Origin of the sequence: Flavobacterium tagetis, from assembly GCF_016735615.1 — a bacterium.
Taxonomy (GTDB): Bacteria; Bacteroidota; Bacteroidia; order Flavobacteriales; family Flavobacteriaceae; genus Flavobacterium; species Flavobacterium tagetis.
Window position 1 is genome coordinate 1 of the sequence record NZ_JAERSF010000005.1, and the last position, 15,367, is coordinate 15,367.

At 33.3% G+C, this 15,367-nt stretch carries 14 protein-coding genes; 6 read left to right on the top strand and 8 right to left on the bottom strand.

Translation table 11 applies throughout. The annotated features are described in order from the left end of the window. Positions 1 to 697: 697 nt before the first annotated feature. Positions 698 to 1,066: a hypothetical protein gene (locus tag JI750_RS19905; protein WP_202006183.1), complete on the bottom strand. Its 369-nt coding sequence runs from the start codon at positions 1,064 to 1,066 to the stop codon at positions 698 to 700. Between the two features lie 365 nt (positions 1,067 to 1,431). Beyond that, entirely contained in the window at positions 1,432 to 2,061 is a 630-nt protein-coding gene (locus JI750_RS19910) for a hypothetical protein (protein ID WP_202006184.1), read from the bottom strand. Positions 2,062 to 2,617: 556 nt separating this feature from the next. Here JI750_RS19910 and JI750_RS19915 point away from each other — a divergent pair. Beyond that, a complete protein-coding gene (locus JI750_RS19915; RefSeq protein ID WP_202006185.1) occupies positions 2,618 to 2,794 on the top strand; it encodes a hypothetical protein in 177 nt (58 codons plus the stop codon). Between the two features lie 298 nt (positions 2,795 to 3,092). Further along, positions 3,093 to 4,595, top strand: coding sequence for a tetratricopeptide repeat-containing sensor histidine kinase (locus JI750_RS19920; RefSeq protein WP_369410040.1), 1,503 nt, complete (start codon positions 3,093 to 3,095; stop codon positions 4,593 to 4,595). A 69-nt stretch (positions 4,596 to 4,664) separates the two neighbouring features. Here the strand turns inward: JI750_RS19920 and JI750_RS19925 are convergent, their stop codons facing one another. Then, positions 4,665 to 5,198, bottom strand: a complete 534-nt coding sequence (locus JI750_RS19925) for a 5' nucleotidase, NT5C type (protein WP_202006187.1) — start codon at positions 5,196 to 5,198, stop codon at positions 4,665 to 4,667. Positions 5,199 to 5,286: 88 nt separating this feature from the next. On the opposite strand from JI750_RS19925, the gene JI750_RS19930 reads away from it, so the two are divergent. The 3 genes from JI750_RS19930 (at position 5,287) to JI750_RS19940 (ending at position 7,540) form a co-directional block, all read left to right on the top strand. After that, positions 5,287 to 6,036 (top strand): DeoR/GlpR family DNA-binding transcription regulator, encoded by a 750-nt coding sequence (locus tag JI750_RS19930; protein WP_236673114.1) that lies wholly within the window; start codon positions 5,287 to 5,289, stop codon positions 6,034 to 6,036. Between the two features lie 46 nt (positions 6,037 to 6,082). Beyond that, on the top strand, positions 6,083 to 6,892 hold the full coding sequence (locus JI750_RS19935; RefSeq protein ID WP_202006189.1) for a helix-turn-helix transcriptional regulator: 810 nt from the start codon (positions 6,083 to 6,085) through the stop codon (positions 6,890 to 6,892). Positions 6,893 to 7,057: 165 nt separating this feature from the next. Next, the gene (locus JI750_RS19940) at positions 7,058 to 7,540 is read left to right on the top strand and encodes a YybH family protein (protein WP_202006190.1); all 483 of its coding nucleotides are present in this window, start codon (positions 7,058 to 7,060) and stop codon (positions 7,538 to 7,540) included. Between the two features lie 80 nt (positions 7,541 to 7,620). On the opposite strand, the gene JI750_RS19945 is transcribed toward JI750_RS19940, so the two are convergent. The 5 genes from JI750_RS19945 to JI750_RS19965 form a co-directional block, all read right to left on the bottom strand. Next, positions 7,621 to 9,072: a TolC family protein gene (locus tag JI750_RS19945; protein ID WP_202006191.1), complete on the bottom strand. Its 1,452-nt coding sequence runs from the start codon at positions 9,070 to 9,072 to the stop codon at positions 7,621 to 7,623. Further along, on the bottom strand, positions 9,065 to 12,232 hold the full coding sequence (locus tag JI750_RS19950; RefSeq protein WP_202006192.1) for an efflux RND transporter permease subunit: 3,168 nt from the start codon (positions 12,230 to 12,232) through the stop codon (positions 9,065 to 9,067). The genes JI750_RS19945 and JI750_RS19950 overlap by 8 nt, the downstream gene beginning before the upstream one ends. Positions 12,233 to 12,346: 114 nt before the next feature. Beyond that, on the bottom strand, positions 12,347 to 13,429 hold the full coding sequence (locus tag JI750_RS19955) for an efflux RND transporter periplasmic adaptor subunit (RefSeq protein WP_202006193.1): 1,083 nt from the start codon (positions 13,427 to 13,429) through the stop codon (positions 12,347 to 12,349). Between the two features lie 177 nt (positions 13,430 to 13,606). Then, positions 13,607 to 13,987, bottom strand: a complete 381-nt coding sequence (locus JI750_RS19960; RefSeq protein ID WP_202006194.1) for a hypothetical protein — start codon at positions 13,985 to 13,987, stop codon at positions 13,607 to 13,609. 191 nt (positions 13,988 to 14,178) lie between these two features. Then, positions 14,179 to 14,583, bottom strand: a complete 405-nt coding sequence (locus JI750_RS19965) for a GNAT family N-acetyltransferase (protein WP_202006195.1) — start codon at positions 14,581 to 14,583, stop codon at positions 14,179 to 14,181. Between the two features lie 174 nt (positions 14,584 to 14,757). Here JI750_RS19965 and JI750_RS19970 point away from each other — a divergent pair, with 174 nt between their 5' ends. After that, positions 14,758 to 15,321 (top strand): outer membrane beta-barrel protein, encoded by a 564-nt coding sequence (locus JI750_RS19970; RefSeq protein WP_202006196.1) that lies wholly within the window; start codon positions 14,758 to 14,760, stop codon positions 15,319 to 15,321. Positions 15,322 to 15,367: the final 46 nt, after the last annotated feature.

A 15,367-nucleotide genomic window follows, 5' to 3' on the forward strand; every position in this document is an offset into this window, starting at 1 on the left:
CCTTTTTCCGCTTCTGCAATACTTTTTATCCGCTTTTTTAAATCTTTTTTCAAGTTATTTCTTAACGCACTGATAACGGATGCTTTACATTTTAAGATTTTTCAGTCTTGCGTAAGGTTTTTCCTTGCATGTCCGCATTTTTGATATTTTCCTAAGGCTTGAGCTTTCCGTTTTTAGGGAATTTTCAGCTCTTCCCTCTTCTTTCTGCCGATTTTCCATTCTTTTTAAGAGGCCTCTCTGTGAAAAATTTCTTCCGAAAACCGAGGCCATAGCCCCGATAGGAGCGGAAATCCTTTTGGGGCCGGGGTTCGGCCCTAAAAGATTGGAGCGCATAGCGGGATTAAGCTCCTTATTAATATTAAAACTGCAATGCTGGAATTCCAGATCCCAAAACTGGATCCGCTTAATTCCGATCAGCTTCACATTTTCAATTACACATCAACCATACATATATAAGTATATCTATATATACTAAATGTACTTATATATTATTATGTAATAACAAAACCCAACCAATTAGAAACCTTTCACACGAGATACATATTATATATGTCAATATAAATCGAATTTCTAAATCTTCTCTAGCGTACATTCTATATCAAACATGATATCTATCTAAATCCAAATTAAAAAGATAATGCCCGACGGATATTAATATCTGTCGGGCATTATCTTTTACAAAATTAGCTAGACTAATTTATGAGCGAAATCTAAACTTATAATTTTGTTTCAAGATTCCGACATGAAGTTTGCCATTATTATTTATATGTGCTGTCATCATAATATATTTTTCCTCGGGGTACTTTACTTCAAAAGTAAAGATTTCATCTTTTGCTTTAACCTGAAGCAGGTGTAATCCATCATCTGATACTGGCAACCCTATCGTTTGATACGTAGGCAATACTTCTGTTGCCTTTAAATTAATTTCCTGAACTTTTTCTTTATCCAAATACACTTCTAGTTTTAAGTCATTCAGTTTCATGTTTGTTGGCTGTTCGATCGAAACAACATACTTTTTACAACCGACAACGCATAAAACAATTAAGAGCAATAAAAGTTTTTTCATAAATAATGTTTTTTGCAATAGGCATTAATAGATTCGAGCTTTTTTTTAATTTTTATAAATATAGATAATTTTATTTCAATTCAGCCACAAGAAGGTCGTTTGGCAAATAGTAAAATTTAGTGAATTGATGGGTCGGAGAATTAAAAAAAAACATTTTTTTTTACTAAAAAAAAGCATAATTATGCTGATTTTATTAGGTTTAACACTTATTTTTTCTTATCTTTATAGTGTAAACATCAGTGAATATATGCCAAAAAACAAACTCTTTAAATACCAAAATTACACTTCAAAAAATCATTCTTTTTATCACTTCAGGCATTTTATGCTTCAAAACACAACCGAATTTCATTTTGAAATTATTCCTTCTAATCTTTTTTCTGCACCAAATATAAACATGCCGAAGACACCAGAGCAATTGCTCCAACTCCAATCGTAATTATTTTGCGAGGGTATATTTTCTGAACCATTTTTTTAGAAAATAGATCTTTAAAATTCAGCATAAGATTTCTCTTTTTGGGAACTTCTTTCAACCCTTCATTTTCATTTTTCAACAAAACAGTTTTTTCTATGCTAGTATTATCAATTTCGGCAGTTATGTTCTTAACGTTGTTTTTAATTTGTTTTGCTTCTTCAATTCTACATTTTTCATTGAACTTTTTAAAAGGACGTGGCTGAAAATCGACTATCACTGCGGCTAGATTTATGGCATCAATATTTGTTGGGTCTGTTTCACCTTTAAAGAAAGTTTCAATAGGCCTAAACTTATCTTTCTGATTCTTGAACCTATTCTTCTGAGTATAGTCAAAATCTACGCAAAGTAAATTTCTAAAAACTTTTAAATCATCTTGAGTCGGGTTGTCTTCAAAGATAAGCCAACATAAATCGCGGAGTTTTCCGCGGGAAGGGTGATACAGAAAGTCAAAGTACTCTCCCTCTTTTTCGATCTCATATTTAATTTTAATTGCCTTTTTATATTCTTCTAATGTATTGTTCATCTTGCTTTTTTAGAAAATTCTTTTGACTCCTTTTATTTCCATTTTTAACCAAAACTTTTTTATATGCCTTTATTTTCAACCTCTAAATTTTATCATTACAAGCAATTCAATTTCTGTTCCAAATCTATACTATTTCTATATTTTTTTTTAATAGTCCCCAACCAACTTTTTACAAACAATTTACATCTATTATAATAAGAGATTTGTTTAAAATTAAATAATTCAAACTAGACTTTTAAGCTTTTTTCTGGGAATTTCTGGGAATCTCAGGAAAACGCAGGAATTCCGGGAATCCCTTACCAGTTAAGGCCTAGAAGCTCCTTTACTTTGCATCAAGAAATTAGTTCAGGTTTTGTCTGCAGACTAAAACAATAATGAAAACCAGTTCTAATTAAGAGTGTAAAAAAACTGTAAGACCGAGTTTATTCGGGAAGTATAAATAACGTCTTACTGTTCTACACACTTCACTTCCCAAAACCAATGTTGGTATTGTCCCAAAGCCTCTGGATCATTCCGGACAGCAATACCTATGTCTAATTTCTTAAAAATAAACAAAATGAAAAAACTAATACTATTTATCGCTTTTGCGCTATTGTTCACGATATTTTCTTGCACTCCAGATGAGTATGAGACACAACCAGTTAAGAAAACTGAAAAAACTACCCAGCCTTCATACGCTGGAGATGCTAATCCAGATGGTCCTGGTGATTCAAAACCACCAACAAAACCATAAACTAAAAATATAATTTTAGTATCAAATTAATTACTATTTTCGGGGAAAGTAAATTTATATGTTACGGTCCCCGTTTTTTTATTTTATTCTACTTCTCTCACTTTTTTCCTGCAAGAAAGAAGGTCCTACTTCTTCTAAAACTGAATTGATTCGAAAAGAAGCACTTAGTCTACGAGACAGAGCAGCTAAAAATTATAAAAAAGAAAACTTTAACACCGCTTTTTATGAATTTAACAAATCAAAGGCTCTTTTTGAAACCTTAAAAGATAGTTCCAAGATTCCCTATATACTTATTGAAATGGCGTCTATCCAACAGGTTAATGGTGACTATTACGGAAGTAAAGAAACTGTAACAGAAGGACTCATTTATGCTAAGGATAAAGATCATTTAGCCTCTATAAATATTATCTTAGGCATAGCAGACAAAGAACTTTCTCTTTATGATGATGCCATTTATTACTATAAAAAAGCAGCAGATCAATATACAGATTCTCTTTATAAACAATATCCAGTACAAAATATTGCAGCTGTTTATATTCAGCAAAAAAAGTATGATAAAGCAATTGCTCTTCTAGAATCTATTTTAAAAATGAATTTTTCAAACGATGCTTCCAATAATCAATTTAAAGCTACAATAAAAGACAATTTAGGTTACGCTTATTTTAAAAAGGGAGCAGAAGATAAAGGATTTCATTTAATGAACGAAGCACTCCAAATCAAAATTGACACTAAAGATACCTACGGAAGTATTGAAAGCTATCTACACCTTGCCGATTATTACTCTAAAAAGGACATAAAAAAATCAGATGAAAACGCTCTTGCAGCGTATACTATTTCAACAAAACTTAATAGTGTCGATGAAAGATTAGAAGCCCTGCAAATATTAATCTCAAATGATAACAGTTCTAATACCGCAAAATACACCCAAAAGTACTTTACTCTAAACGACAGCATTATTAAAGTTCGAAATAATTTTAAAAATAAGTCCGCTAAAATTAAGTACGACGCCAAAAAGGAAAAAGACGAAAACGAAAAACTTCGTTTAGAAAAGGCAGAGAATCAATTGTCGCTTCAAAGAGCCAAATATCTAAAAATCGTATCGGTAATTGTTTTTGCTTTTTTAGTCATTTTAATATTCATTTTAATACGTTATTACAAGAATAAAAACAAAGCCATCGAATTTAAAACTTCATACAACACCGAAACTCGAATTGCAAAAAAAATCCATGATGAGCTGGCAAACGACGTTTTTCAAGTTATTGCTTTTGCTGAATCCCAGCCACTATCTGTAGAAAGCACCAAAGAAAATCTGTTGCAAAAACTGGATGATATATATAGTCGCGTACGGGGAATTTCAAGAGAAAACAATAGCATCGATACTGGTGCAAATTTTACCCACAGCATAAAAGAAATGCTTTCTGCCTATAATACGCGAGAGAGAAATATCATGATTACCAATTTAGAAAACATAAATTGGGAAAATATTGATGATATTAAAAAAATCACCATCAGCCGAATTTTACAGGAACTAATGGTAAACATGAAAAAACACAGCGGAGCAAGTATTGTTGTAATACGATTTGAAAGTGACCAAAAATCAATTTCAATAAATTATAGGGATAATGGTAAAGGTTGCGAAAAAAGTATGGTTGTGAAAAATGGTCTTCAAAACATGTCAAATCGTGTTCTAGCTGTTAACGGTACATTTGATATTGAAACAGAACCTGACAAAGGATTTAAAGTAAAAATATCGATGCCAGAACAAACCCAGATTAAGGTAAAAGAAAAATTCGCGTATTAAAAAAACCTTTCAGTATTTATCTGAAAGGCTTTTCTCTTCAAAAACGATAGTATTATAACCTTTACTAGCTTATAATGTTTCGTTTAAAACAGCCACCGCTTCTTTCCAGTTGTTTACTCTTAAATGGTGTGTTTTGTTTATATTATGAAAGGCAGTAAACATAATAGGCTTGCCCATACAGTAATCTAGATTTTTACAATGGTCGTCTATCAAGTAATCTGTATTGATAATTCTTTTGCTACCGCATAAAACTATATTTTCCCATTTTATAAAAGGAAAATGTTCTGCAAGCCATTCTACTTTTTCGGCAAGGGAAATTGGAAATTCTGTTGCTGCTGAAACAATAAATATTTCAAAATTCTTTTGGAGTTCCTGTAGACTTTCAACTGCATCTGGCATTACAGGTAGGTTTCTAAAAAAATTTCCTTTATTTAAAATTCCGTGCAAAAGCGCTCTTTCTTTAAAAGCTTCTTCTTCGCTTAATCCCTGAATTCCCTCTTTCGAAAGGTTCATTCCGTATTCTTTATTGTATTCTTCAATCAATTGGGATTCTATATCGGCTAGTACCCCATCCATATCGACTGCAATTGTTTTCTTTCTCATGATAATTTTATTTTGCAGTAAAATTATGCAAAAATTGCAAAATATTGCAATTTTTAACTTATTTTTGCAATATAAAACCGCAAGTAAAATGAAAAAGGAAGAACGTCAAAAAGCAATTTTAGAATATCTATCTAAAGAACACCGTGTTAGCTCTGTAGAATTAAGCGAATATCTGAGCGTTTCAGAAGATACGATCCGACGCGATTTAAAAGAACTTTCAGATCAAGGACTTTTGAAAGCGGTTCGCGGTGGTGCGGTGGCTCCTTCTCCTATTCCGCTTCACTATAGAAAAAGAGAAAAACACGATATCGAAAACAAAAAGATTATTGCTCAGAAAGCAATTTCTTATTTGAAAGATGGACAAGTTGTTTTTATTGATGGCGGAACCACTTCATTGGCTTTGGTGGCCAGCTTTCCTTATGATTTAAAATTGACGGTTATTACCAATAGTTTTCCCATTGCTTCATTAGTTGAAGATTTACCAAATATTGATCTAATTTTTGCAGGCGGTAAAATGTGCAAAACTTCTTTTGCAACTTCGAGTATTGAAACTATTGATTTCTTTAGGAATTTCAGAGCAGACATCTTCATTTTAGGAATCTGTAGCATTCATCATGAACGCGGTATTACGGGAATCTTATACGACGATTCTGTGCTGAAAAAAAATATGATCAAAAATTCCAACTTTGTCATTGCCCTAAGTTCTATTGAAAAAGTTGAAACTGCCGAATCTTATTTTGTGTGCCCAATAAAAGATATTGATGTTTTGGTGACCAATGTTTCTCCCGAAGATGAAATTTTAAAACCGTATAAAAATACTGGTTTGACTATTCTTTAATTTCATAACTTTGACCTAGACAATGATTTAACATTAATCTAGTGCAATGGAATTCCAATATTTTCTACCATCAGAAATTCTTAAACCTTATATAAAACATTATTATATTTTTGAATCAGATTCTGATATAGAATTTCAAGATACTGTTTTTCCGAGTGGCGAAATGGAAATGATTTTTAACCTTGGCGATGGTATTTGGGAATCATTGATTGATGAAAAATTTCATAAAACTCCAAAAATTGAATTGTGGGGACAAATAACAAAACCGCTTGCCATAAAATCAAAAGGCAGACACACTATGCTTGGAATTCGGTTTTATACTCATTCTGCAGCTTATTTTTTTAATGACGAAATCGGAATCTTTAATGATCAGATTTTAAATTTAGAAGATGTAATTGGCAAACCCATAACAACACTCCATTTACATCTTTTGGAAACTCCAGAAATACAAAAGCGAATTGAACTTATCGAATCATTTTTAATCAAGAAACTGATAACAAATGATAATAAGTCGCAAAAAATTCAAAAAGTGGCTCATATTCTCTCTAGTTTAGTCCAAAATCCATCAGGAAACGACATCAACACTATTGCAGCCAAATACGGAATGACTCCTCGTTATCTTCATAAACTGGTTTTTCAGCATACAGGACTTGCCCCAAAATCCTTTAACAAAATTGTGCGTTTTCAGCGCAGTTTAAAACTTATTTCCAATAACGATTCGCCATTAACTTCTGTTGCTTACGATTCTGGCTACTTTGATCAATCACATTTTATAAGAGATTTTAAAGCTTTTACAGGAACTACTCCTACTTCTTATTTAGAAAATCTTTCTCCAATAAATAATTTGATTATTTAAATCAATATTTAGCACTACTTCTTAGCAACTTAGAGCCTCAGAATCTTAGAATCTCAAAAAATAAAATCAGTTCCGATTTGTACAATTTAAAAGTTTTTAGTCGCAATACCTTTAATTAAAATAATATCAATCTATTCTTTTAATTAAAAACTAAAAATTTCAATTATGAAAAATTATGCTCTTGGTACGATCTTAAAACTAATTGTATTTACCATATTATTAAACAGCTGTAATTCGGCATCAAAAAAAGAAACAGCCAATTTAGACGAAGCAAAAAAAGCAATTCAGGAAAGTAATGCTATTTATTTTGATTCATTTAAAAACAATGACCCGTCAATTTTTATAGAACGTTACGCCGATGATGCTTCAATATTACTTCCAAATGCGCCTCAAATTTATGGAAAAGAAGGTGCTGCTAAATTTTTTAGAAAAGCCTATGATGAATACGACTTAAGAGGCGGCAAATTTATTACTACAGCGGTATATGGCGATGGCGTAGAATATGTCACCGAAGAAGGTTTGTGGCAGTCTTTAAATGCCAAAGGCGAACTTATGGATGATGGCAAATTTCTTGTTCTTTGGAAAAAAACTCCTAAAGGCTGGAAAATGTTTAGAGATTCTTTTAGCAGTAATCGCGAAGCCAAATAAAATTACTTTATTAATAACCGAAAAAGCCTTTCAGAATTTTACTTCCAAAAGGCTTTTTCTCTACAAATTAATTGGCAATATTATTTCCATCCGCCGCCCAAGTCTCTATAAACATGAACTGCAGCATTTAATTGTTCTTTTTTAGTATCGATTAATTCTAGTTTTGCTTCTAATGCGTCTCTCTGCGTCATTAAAACTTCGAAATAATCTACTCTAGCCGATTTAAACAAATCGTTTGAAACATCAATAGAAGTATTTAAAGCATCTACTTGTTTCGATTTAAGATCGTATCCTTTTTGAAGATTCTCGATCTTAGACATTTGATTTGAAACTTCTAAATAAGCATTTAAAACCGTACGATCGTAGTTATACAATGCCTGAAGCTGTCTTGCATTCGCACTTGCAAACTCCGCTTTAATTGCATTTCTGTTAATCAAAGGCGCTACAAGGTCTCCTACCAACGAATATAAAAGCGATTCTGGCATGGTGAACAAATAAGAAGGTTTGAAAGCCTGCACTCCAATTGCAGCTGTGATATCTAAAGAAGGATAAAACTCTGCACGAGCCACTTTTACATCTAATTTTGCTGCAACCAATTCCAATTCTGCTTGTTTTACATCTGGACGATTCTGTAACAATTGAGATGGAATTCCAGAACTTACTTGTGCTGGCAATAAGCTTAAGAAGTTAGTGCTGCTTGTTCTTTTAATTTCTTGAGGATATCTCCCTAGCAAAAAGTTGATTTTATTTTCGTTTTCTTTTATTTTTTGTAAAATATCGAACTCTAAACTTTGTGAAGTTAAAACCTCTGCTTCAAATTTCTTAACTCCCAATTCTGTTGCTCTTGCCGCTTGTTTTTGAACTTTTACAATTTCTAAAGCGTTAGTCTGCAATTTGATAGTTTGTTTTACAATATCCAATTGATTGTCTAATGCCAATAATTCATAATAAGAATCAGCGACTTCTGCGATCAGATTGGTAATGACAAAGTTTTTCCCTTCTACCGTAGCCAAATATCTGTTTAATGCTGCTTTTTTAGAATTACGCAATTTTTTCCAGATATCCACTTCCCAGTTTGCATACGCAGCAATGGTAAAATCTCCTAACGGATCTGGAGTTTCAACACCCGGTTTAATCTCCGTTGTAGCATCACCCGCACCTTGACTGGTATATCTACCCACTTTCTCTACACCAGCTCCGGCACGTATACCTGCTGTTGGCAATAAAAGTCCTTTTTTTACGCGAATATCATTTTTTGCAATTTCAATTTCCTGCAAAGTGATATTCAGTTCCTGATTGTTTTTTAATGCAGCATCGATTAAATCTACTAGATTCTGATCTTTAAAATAATCTTTCCAGTTTAATGCTGCTGTATTATTGTTTGCATCCTGAGTCTGTGCTGTTGCACCAAACGATTCAGGAACAGGTGTACTTGTAGTAACTGCTGCCTCAGGTGCAGGGGTTTTACACCCTGCAACTGCTAGACATACAGCCAATGCAATACTATATTGATATGATTTAACTTTATACATGATTGTTATCAATTTCTTCTGTTAATGGATTCTCTTCTTCATGTTTTACCAATTTGTATTTTTCTGCAATTTTGGCAAAAATGAAATACAAGCCTGGAATTACAAATACACCGCAAATGGTTCCAATAAGCATACCTCCAGCGGCTGCAGTACCAATTGTTCGGTTACCAATTTTACCTGGACCAGTTGCAAAAGCAAGCGGTAATAAACCTGCAATAAAAGCAAATGAAGTCATCAAAATTGGACGGAACCTTGCTTTTGCTCCTTCCATCGCAGATTGTAAAACGGATAATCCTGCAGCATGTCTCTGAATAGCAAACTCTACAATCAGAACGGCATTTTTACCTAATAATCCAATAAGCATTACCATGGCAACCTGAGCGTAAATATTGTTTTCTAATCCTGTTAATTTCAATAAAAGGAAAGCTCCAAAAATACCCGCTGGTAACGAAAGAATTACTGATAACGGCAGAATGAAACTTTCATATTGTGCAGCTAATACTAAGTAAACGAATCCTAAACAGATTAAGAATACCCAAATTGCTTGATTTCCTTGGGCAACCTCATCGGCAGAAATACCCGCCCAGTCAATGTCATATCCTCTTGGCAGTTTTTCAGCGGCAATTCTCTGAATCACTTTAATTGCTGTACCAGAACTATAACCCGCAGCTGGAGAACCACTGATCTGTGTTGAGGTATACATGTTGTGACGTGTAATTTCTGAAAGTCCATACACTTTTTCTAATTTCATAAAAGCAGAATATGGCACCATTTCATCTCGATCGTTTTTCACATACAATTTCAAGATATCATCTGGCTGTGCGCGATATTCTGGTGAAGCCTGAACGATTACTTTGTAGTTAATACCAAATTTGATGAAACTGATTTCGTAGTTACTTCCCACAAGAGTTGACAACGTATTCATCGCATTTTCGATAGAAACCCCTTTTTGCTGTGCCAAGTCATTGTCTACTTTCATCATGTATTGAGGGAAACTAGAGCTATAAAAACTAAATACGTTTGATAATTCTGGCTGTTTGTTTAATTCAGCAACAAAATCATTATTAACCTGTTCCATTCTCTTATAATCAACAGAACCAGTTTTATCTAACAAACGAAGCTCAAATCCTCCTGCAGCTCCATATCCTGGTACAGCTGGCGGTTGGAAGAACTCGATATTAGCACCTGCAATATCTTTACATTTTTCCTCCATTTCGTGCATGATCTCCAAAACAGATTCTTTTCTGTCGCTCCAGTCTTTCAAGTTCACCAAACAAGTTCCTGAGTTGGCTCCCGTACCTTCTGAAAGAATCTCATAACCTGCCAATGAAGAAACCGATTTTACTCCGTCAATCTCTTCAGCAATTTTCTGAACTCTTTCTGCAATATTATTTGTTCTTTCTAAAGATGAACCTGGAGGTGTCTGAATAACAGCATAAAACATTCCCTGATCCTCATTCGGAATAAATCCTGAAGGAACCGAACTGCTTATTAAAAATGTTCCGATACAGAAACCTACAAGCGCTACAATGGTAACCACTCTTCTATCAACAATTTTACCTAGCAGATTTTGGTATTTCCCTTGAGCTAAATTGAATTTTTCGTTAAAAGCATCAATAAATCTATTAGCAGGCGTTGGCTTTTTAGGCTGTCCGTGATTATTTTTTAACATCATCGCACAAAGTGCTGGTGTCAAGGTCAAAGCCACAATACCAGAAAGAATAATCGCCGTTGCCATAGTTACAGAGAACTGTCTGTAAAATACTCCAACGGGACCAGACATAAACGCAACCGGAATAAATACCGCCGCCATTAAGAATGTAATAGCGATAATTGCCCCCGCAATTTCATGCATAGCTTGTTTAGTTGCTTTAAATGGGGAGAGATGCTCCTCTTCCATCTTGGCGTGAACGGCCTCGATAACCACAATCGCGTCATCGACGACGACTCCAATTGCCAATACTAAAGCAAATAATGTAATTAAGTTCAATGAAATATCAAAGAATGTCATGAACACAAAAGTTCCTACCAGCGATACAGGTACCGCAATTGCCGGAATAACCGTAGATCGCCAGTCTCCTAAGAAAAGGAATACTACTAAACCTACCAGAATAAATGCTTCAACAAGCGTGTGGATTACTTTTTCGATAGAAGCGTCGAGGAATTTAGAAACGTCATACGAAATTTCATAATCCATTCCTTTTGGAAATCTTTGCTTTATTTTTTCCAATTTAGCTTTAACCTCTTCAATAACCTGATTCGCATTACTTCCAAAAGATTGTTTCAATACAATCGCAGCAGATGGTCTACCATTCAAATTAGAATAGATATCATACATCGAGCTTCCAAATTCTACTTTGGCAACATCTTTCAATCTCAAAAGTTCTCCGTTCGGATTTGCTTTTACTACAATATTCTCATACTGTTCTTTTGTTGTAAAACGTCCAGAATATTTCAATACATATTCAAATGCTTGAGAACGTTTACCAGAACTTTCTCCCGTTTTACCTGGAGAAGCCTCTAAACTCTGACTAGATAATGCTTCCATTATTTCATCAGCAGAAATTTTATAAGCCAACATACGATCTGGTTTCAACCAAATACGCATTGCATATTCACGTGTTCCTAATATATCTCCAGAACCAATACCGTTTACCCTTTTCAATTCAGAAAGTACGTTGATATCGGCATAGTTATACAAGAACTTCATGTCTGTATTTTTGTCTGTACTATAAAGGTTTACGTACATCAACATACTCGGCACTTCTCGTGTAATTTTAATACCTTCACGAATTACCAAAGGAGGAAGCTTATTAGTAACCGAAGCCACACGGTTCTGAACGTTAATTGCAGCTTGGTTAGGATCTGTACCTAAGTTAAATACTACTTTAATTGTAGCTTCACCATCGTTTCCGGCATCAGAAGCCATATATTTCATCCCAGGAACCCCATTTAAGGCTCTTTCTAAAGGAATAACAACTGCCTTAACCATCAATTCACCGTTAGATCCCGGATAATCTGCGGTAACATTCACCATTGGAGGCGAAATTGTAGGGAATTGTGTAATTGGTAAATTTAAAACCGACAACACCCCTAAAAAGACAATAATCAACGATATTACTATCGACAGAACAGGTCTTTGAATAAATTTATTAAACATTTTAATATTTTTTAAATGATTAAATTAAATAGAAATCAATATGCAGTTAGAATCATTTTTTTTTTCAGCACTTAATTGACTGAACACTAAAAACTGATTAACTGAATACTTCATTTATTCTGCTTTTAAGCGTAAATGATTGATTACTTCTTTAGGAGATTCGTAATCGAATTTAATCTTGTCGTTTTCTTTTACTTTCTGAACACCTTCAAGTAAGATTCTATCGTTCTCTGTAATACCGCTTTTGATCACGTATAAATCAGGGATTTCACCCGTTATGGTGATTTCTCTAGAACTAACTTTGTTGTCCTTACCAACTACAAAAACATATTTTTTATCTTGAATTTCGTAAGTCGCTTTTTGCGGAATTACAATAGCATTTTTAAGAGGAACATTCATTTGAACTTGTCCTGTTTCGCCATTTCTAAGTAATTTTCCAGAATTAGGGAATCTTGCTCTGAAAGCAATATTTCCGGTTTCATTGTTGAATTCACTTTCAATTACCTCAACATTTCCTTTATCCTTAAAAAGTTCTCCGTTAGCCAAAACTAAATTTACTTTGTTATCCGCACGGTCTTTAATATGCGTTTCATAACTGATGTATTCTGGCTCAGAAACATTGAAATAAGCAAACATCTGACTGTTGTCTGAAAGACTTGTCAATAATTCTCCTTCGTCAATTAAACTTCCTAGTTTTAAAGGAATACGGTCGATTGTTCCGTCAAACGGAGCTCTGATTTCTGTGAATGATAAATGAAGTTTTGCCAGTGCAACCTCAGCTTTTGCAGATTGTAATTTTGCTTGAGCAACACTTAATTCGTTTTTAGAAACGATGTTTTTATCCGCTAACAATTTTGAATTTTGCAATTCAATCTCTACTGATTTTTGTTCTGACTGAGCTTTTAATAATTCTGCCTGATACATGTTTGGCATAATTTTAAATAACAGCTGTCCTTTTTTTACAAACTGCCCCTCGTCAACATATATATTTTGCAAAAACCCTTTTTCTTGGGCACGAAGCTCGATATTTCGAACTGATTTTATTTGTGAAACGTATTCTTTAGTGAATGAAGTGTCAATTCTAACGGGATTAGTAACCGTGAATTTTTCAACTTCTTCTTTTTCTTCTTTTTTAGATGTACAGCTCGTTAAGCACACCAAGGCCATTAAGCCTGTGAAAACAATGATTTTTTTCATGATTTAGTTTGGAAATTAAGCGATTGAATGCTTTTGGAATGAAAATTCCTTTTGGATGTTAAAATGCATCAGCCAGCCTTAGTCCAGACCTTAACTTTATATAAGCAGAAGTAGAAAAATATACAACAGCAAGATACTCAGAGATCAAAACTCAGGTAACCGATGTATACTATAAAATCAAATTCTTAATACTCGTTGAGTAATATAGATAGGATTTGAATGCCCAAAAACAGGCGTAGAAATTTTAAAACGATTAGAATCATTCGCTGCAGACTGATCTGAAAGTGCCAGATACAAAGCGTCTACCAAACTATACGAAGCAGTAAAATATTTGTTCGCAAGTAAATCAACATCTTCTCCTCCAACAAGATCTTCTTCTAAATCAATATCTGTAGCTTCTTCAATTGTTGAAGTTCCACGATCCTGATTAGTAAACTTAACCCTGTGTTTTTGTAGATGATGGTGATTATGAGGACCAAAAGTATTTGCATTCAAATATTGGCCTCCACCAAACAGAAGCATATTCATGAATACTAAAAATACTATTAACTTTCTCATTTCGGTGCGAAAGTAATAAAAGAATTAAAACAAAAAAAGATTTTTTAACAAGCTTTAACAGTTACATAAAATGAAAACGTTTTCGGTAACTTTTTATATGAAGATTAGATGAAGAAAATCATCATTCCATGAAAAAAACACAAGATAAACAACTACAATGCAACTATTTACCCAAAGTAAAAAAATACATTTTAAAGTTTAACTTCCATTATTGTAAACTTCTGGCCAGCTTTTATAAATGTTTTATTAGTATCTGTAAGTCCTATTTTTTCATAAAAAGACTTTTTATTGCTTCTGGCATTACACCAAACCCTTTCTATTTTTTCACTTTTTGCGAATTCCAAAATGTGATTTAAAAGATAAGAAGCAATTCCTTTTCCTTGATATTCTTCTAAAGTAGCCAGTTTTCTAAATTGCATTTCTTTTCCTTCAATAAAACAAGAAGCTATAGAAACTAATTTATCATCTTCAAAAACTCCAAAATGAAATCCTGAATCGTCTTCTTCTAATTGTACAAATTCAAACGGTTGGTCAGGCCACATTACTTCATGACGTATCTGCCAAGTATCGGATGCTTTTATTGTTTTAATTTCCATAACTATTTATTAATCTTCTCAAAAATAATTCATTTTGATTTGATTATAAAAAACAAAACCAAAATACAGATACAACTAGCTATCAAAACTTTACATAAAAATAAATCAGACAAATCATTCAATTTTAATCTATTATCATTATTTTTATAGTACCAAAATCAAATAGATTCCGTTATGAGAAAATTCTTTTTAGCAGTATTTTTATGTATTTGTGCTAATGGATTTGCACAATTAATACAAATTGGCCCGCAGTTTTCAACTAATATTACTTCTGTCAATGCCAAAAGTTTCAGCTCCGACCATACAAATACAGGAATTGGCGCAGGTGCTTTTGCTCGATTAAACCTTGCGCTTTTTTATGCTCAGGGTGAATTTGGATATGGGCAAACTAATTTCAGCGTATATCAAGACGGAATTGGAGAAACTAAATTTAAACTGGCGGGAACAGATGCGTCATTAATTGCTGGATTTAAAATTATTCCCCTTGGAAAAGCTGGAAACGTAAGACTTTTTGTTGGTTACAACTGGAAAAATTATTCAGACATAAGCTCAAGCAATAATCTTAATTCTATCGCGCTAGAAAGAAACAATCATAGTATCCTTGGAGGCGTTGGAGTCGATGTCTGGAGACTAACGTTTGATCTTAGATATCTTGCTGGACTGAGTGATATAGATGCTTCTAATAGTGAAATTAAAACTGGTGTAACAAATCTATCACTCGGTTTTAAATTTTTATAAAACATCAAATTATAAAAAAAAGGGAATCAAATTGATTCCCTTTTTT

Coding starts and splice junctions, on each gene's coding strand:
- JI750_RS19905 (WP_202006183.1), bottom strand. CDS start 1,066: ATGAAAAAACTTTTATTGCTCTTAATTGTTTTATGCGTTGTCGGTTGT.
- JI750_RS19970 (WP_202006196.1), top strand. CDS start 14,758: ATGAGAAAATTCTTTTTAGCAGTATTTTTATGTATTTGTGCTAATGGA.
- JI750_RS19920 (WP_369410040.1), top strand. CDS start 3,093: ATGGCGTCTATCCAACAGGTTAATGGTGACTATTACGGAAGTAAAGAA.
- JI750_RS19930 (WP_236673114.1), top strand. CDS start 5,287: ATGAAAAAGGAAGAACGTCAAAAAGCAATTTTAGAATATCTATCTAAA.
- JI750_RS19940 (WP_202006190.1), top strand. CDS start 7,058: ATGAAAAATTATGCTCTTGGTACGATCTTAAAACTAATTGTATTTACC.
- JI750_RS19910 (WP_202006184.1), bottom strand. CDS start 2,061: ATGAACAATACATTAGAAGAATATAAAAAGGCAATTAAAATTAAATAT.
- JI750_RS19945 (WP_202006191.1), bottom strand. CDS start 9,072: ATGTATAAAGTTAAATCATATCAATATAGTATTGCATTGGCTGTATGT.
- JI750_RS19965 (WP_202006195.1), bottom strand. CDS start 14,583: ATGGAAATTAAAACAATAAAAGCATCCGATACTTGGCAGATACGTCAT.
- JI750_RS19925 (WP_202006187.1), bottom strand. CDS start 5,198: ATGAGAAAGAAAACAATTGCAGTCGATATGGATGGGGTACTAGCCGAT.
- JI750_RS19960 (WP_202006194.1), bottom strand. CDS start 13,987: ATGAGAAAGTTAATAGTATTTTTAGTATTCATGAATATGCTTCTGTTT.
- JI750_RS19915 (WP_202006185.1), top strand. CDS start 2,618: ATGAAAAAACTAATACTATTTATCGCTTTTGCGCTATTGTTCACGATA.
- JI750_RS19955 (WP_202006193.1), bottom strand. CDS start 13,429: ATGAAAAAAATCATTGTTTTCACAGGCTTAATGGCCTTGGTGTGCTTA.
- JI750_RS19950 (WP_202006192.1), bottom strand. CDS start 12,232: ATGTTTAATAAATTTATTCAAAGACCTGTTCTGTCGATAGTAATATCG.
- JI750_RS19935 (WP_202006189.1), top strand. CDS start 6,083: ATGGAATTCCAATATTTTCTACCATCAGAAATTCTTAAACCTTATATA.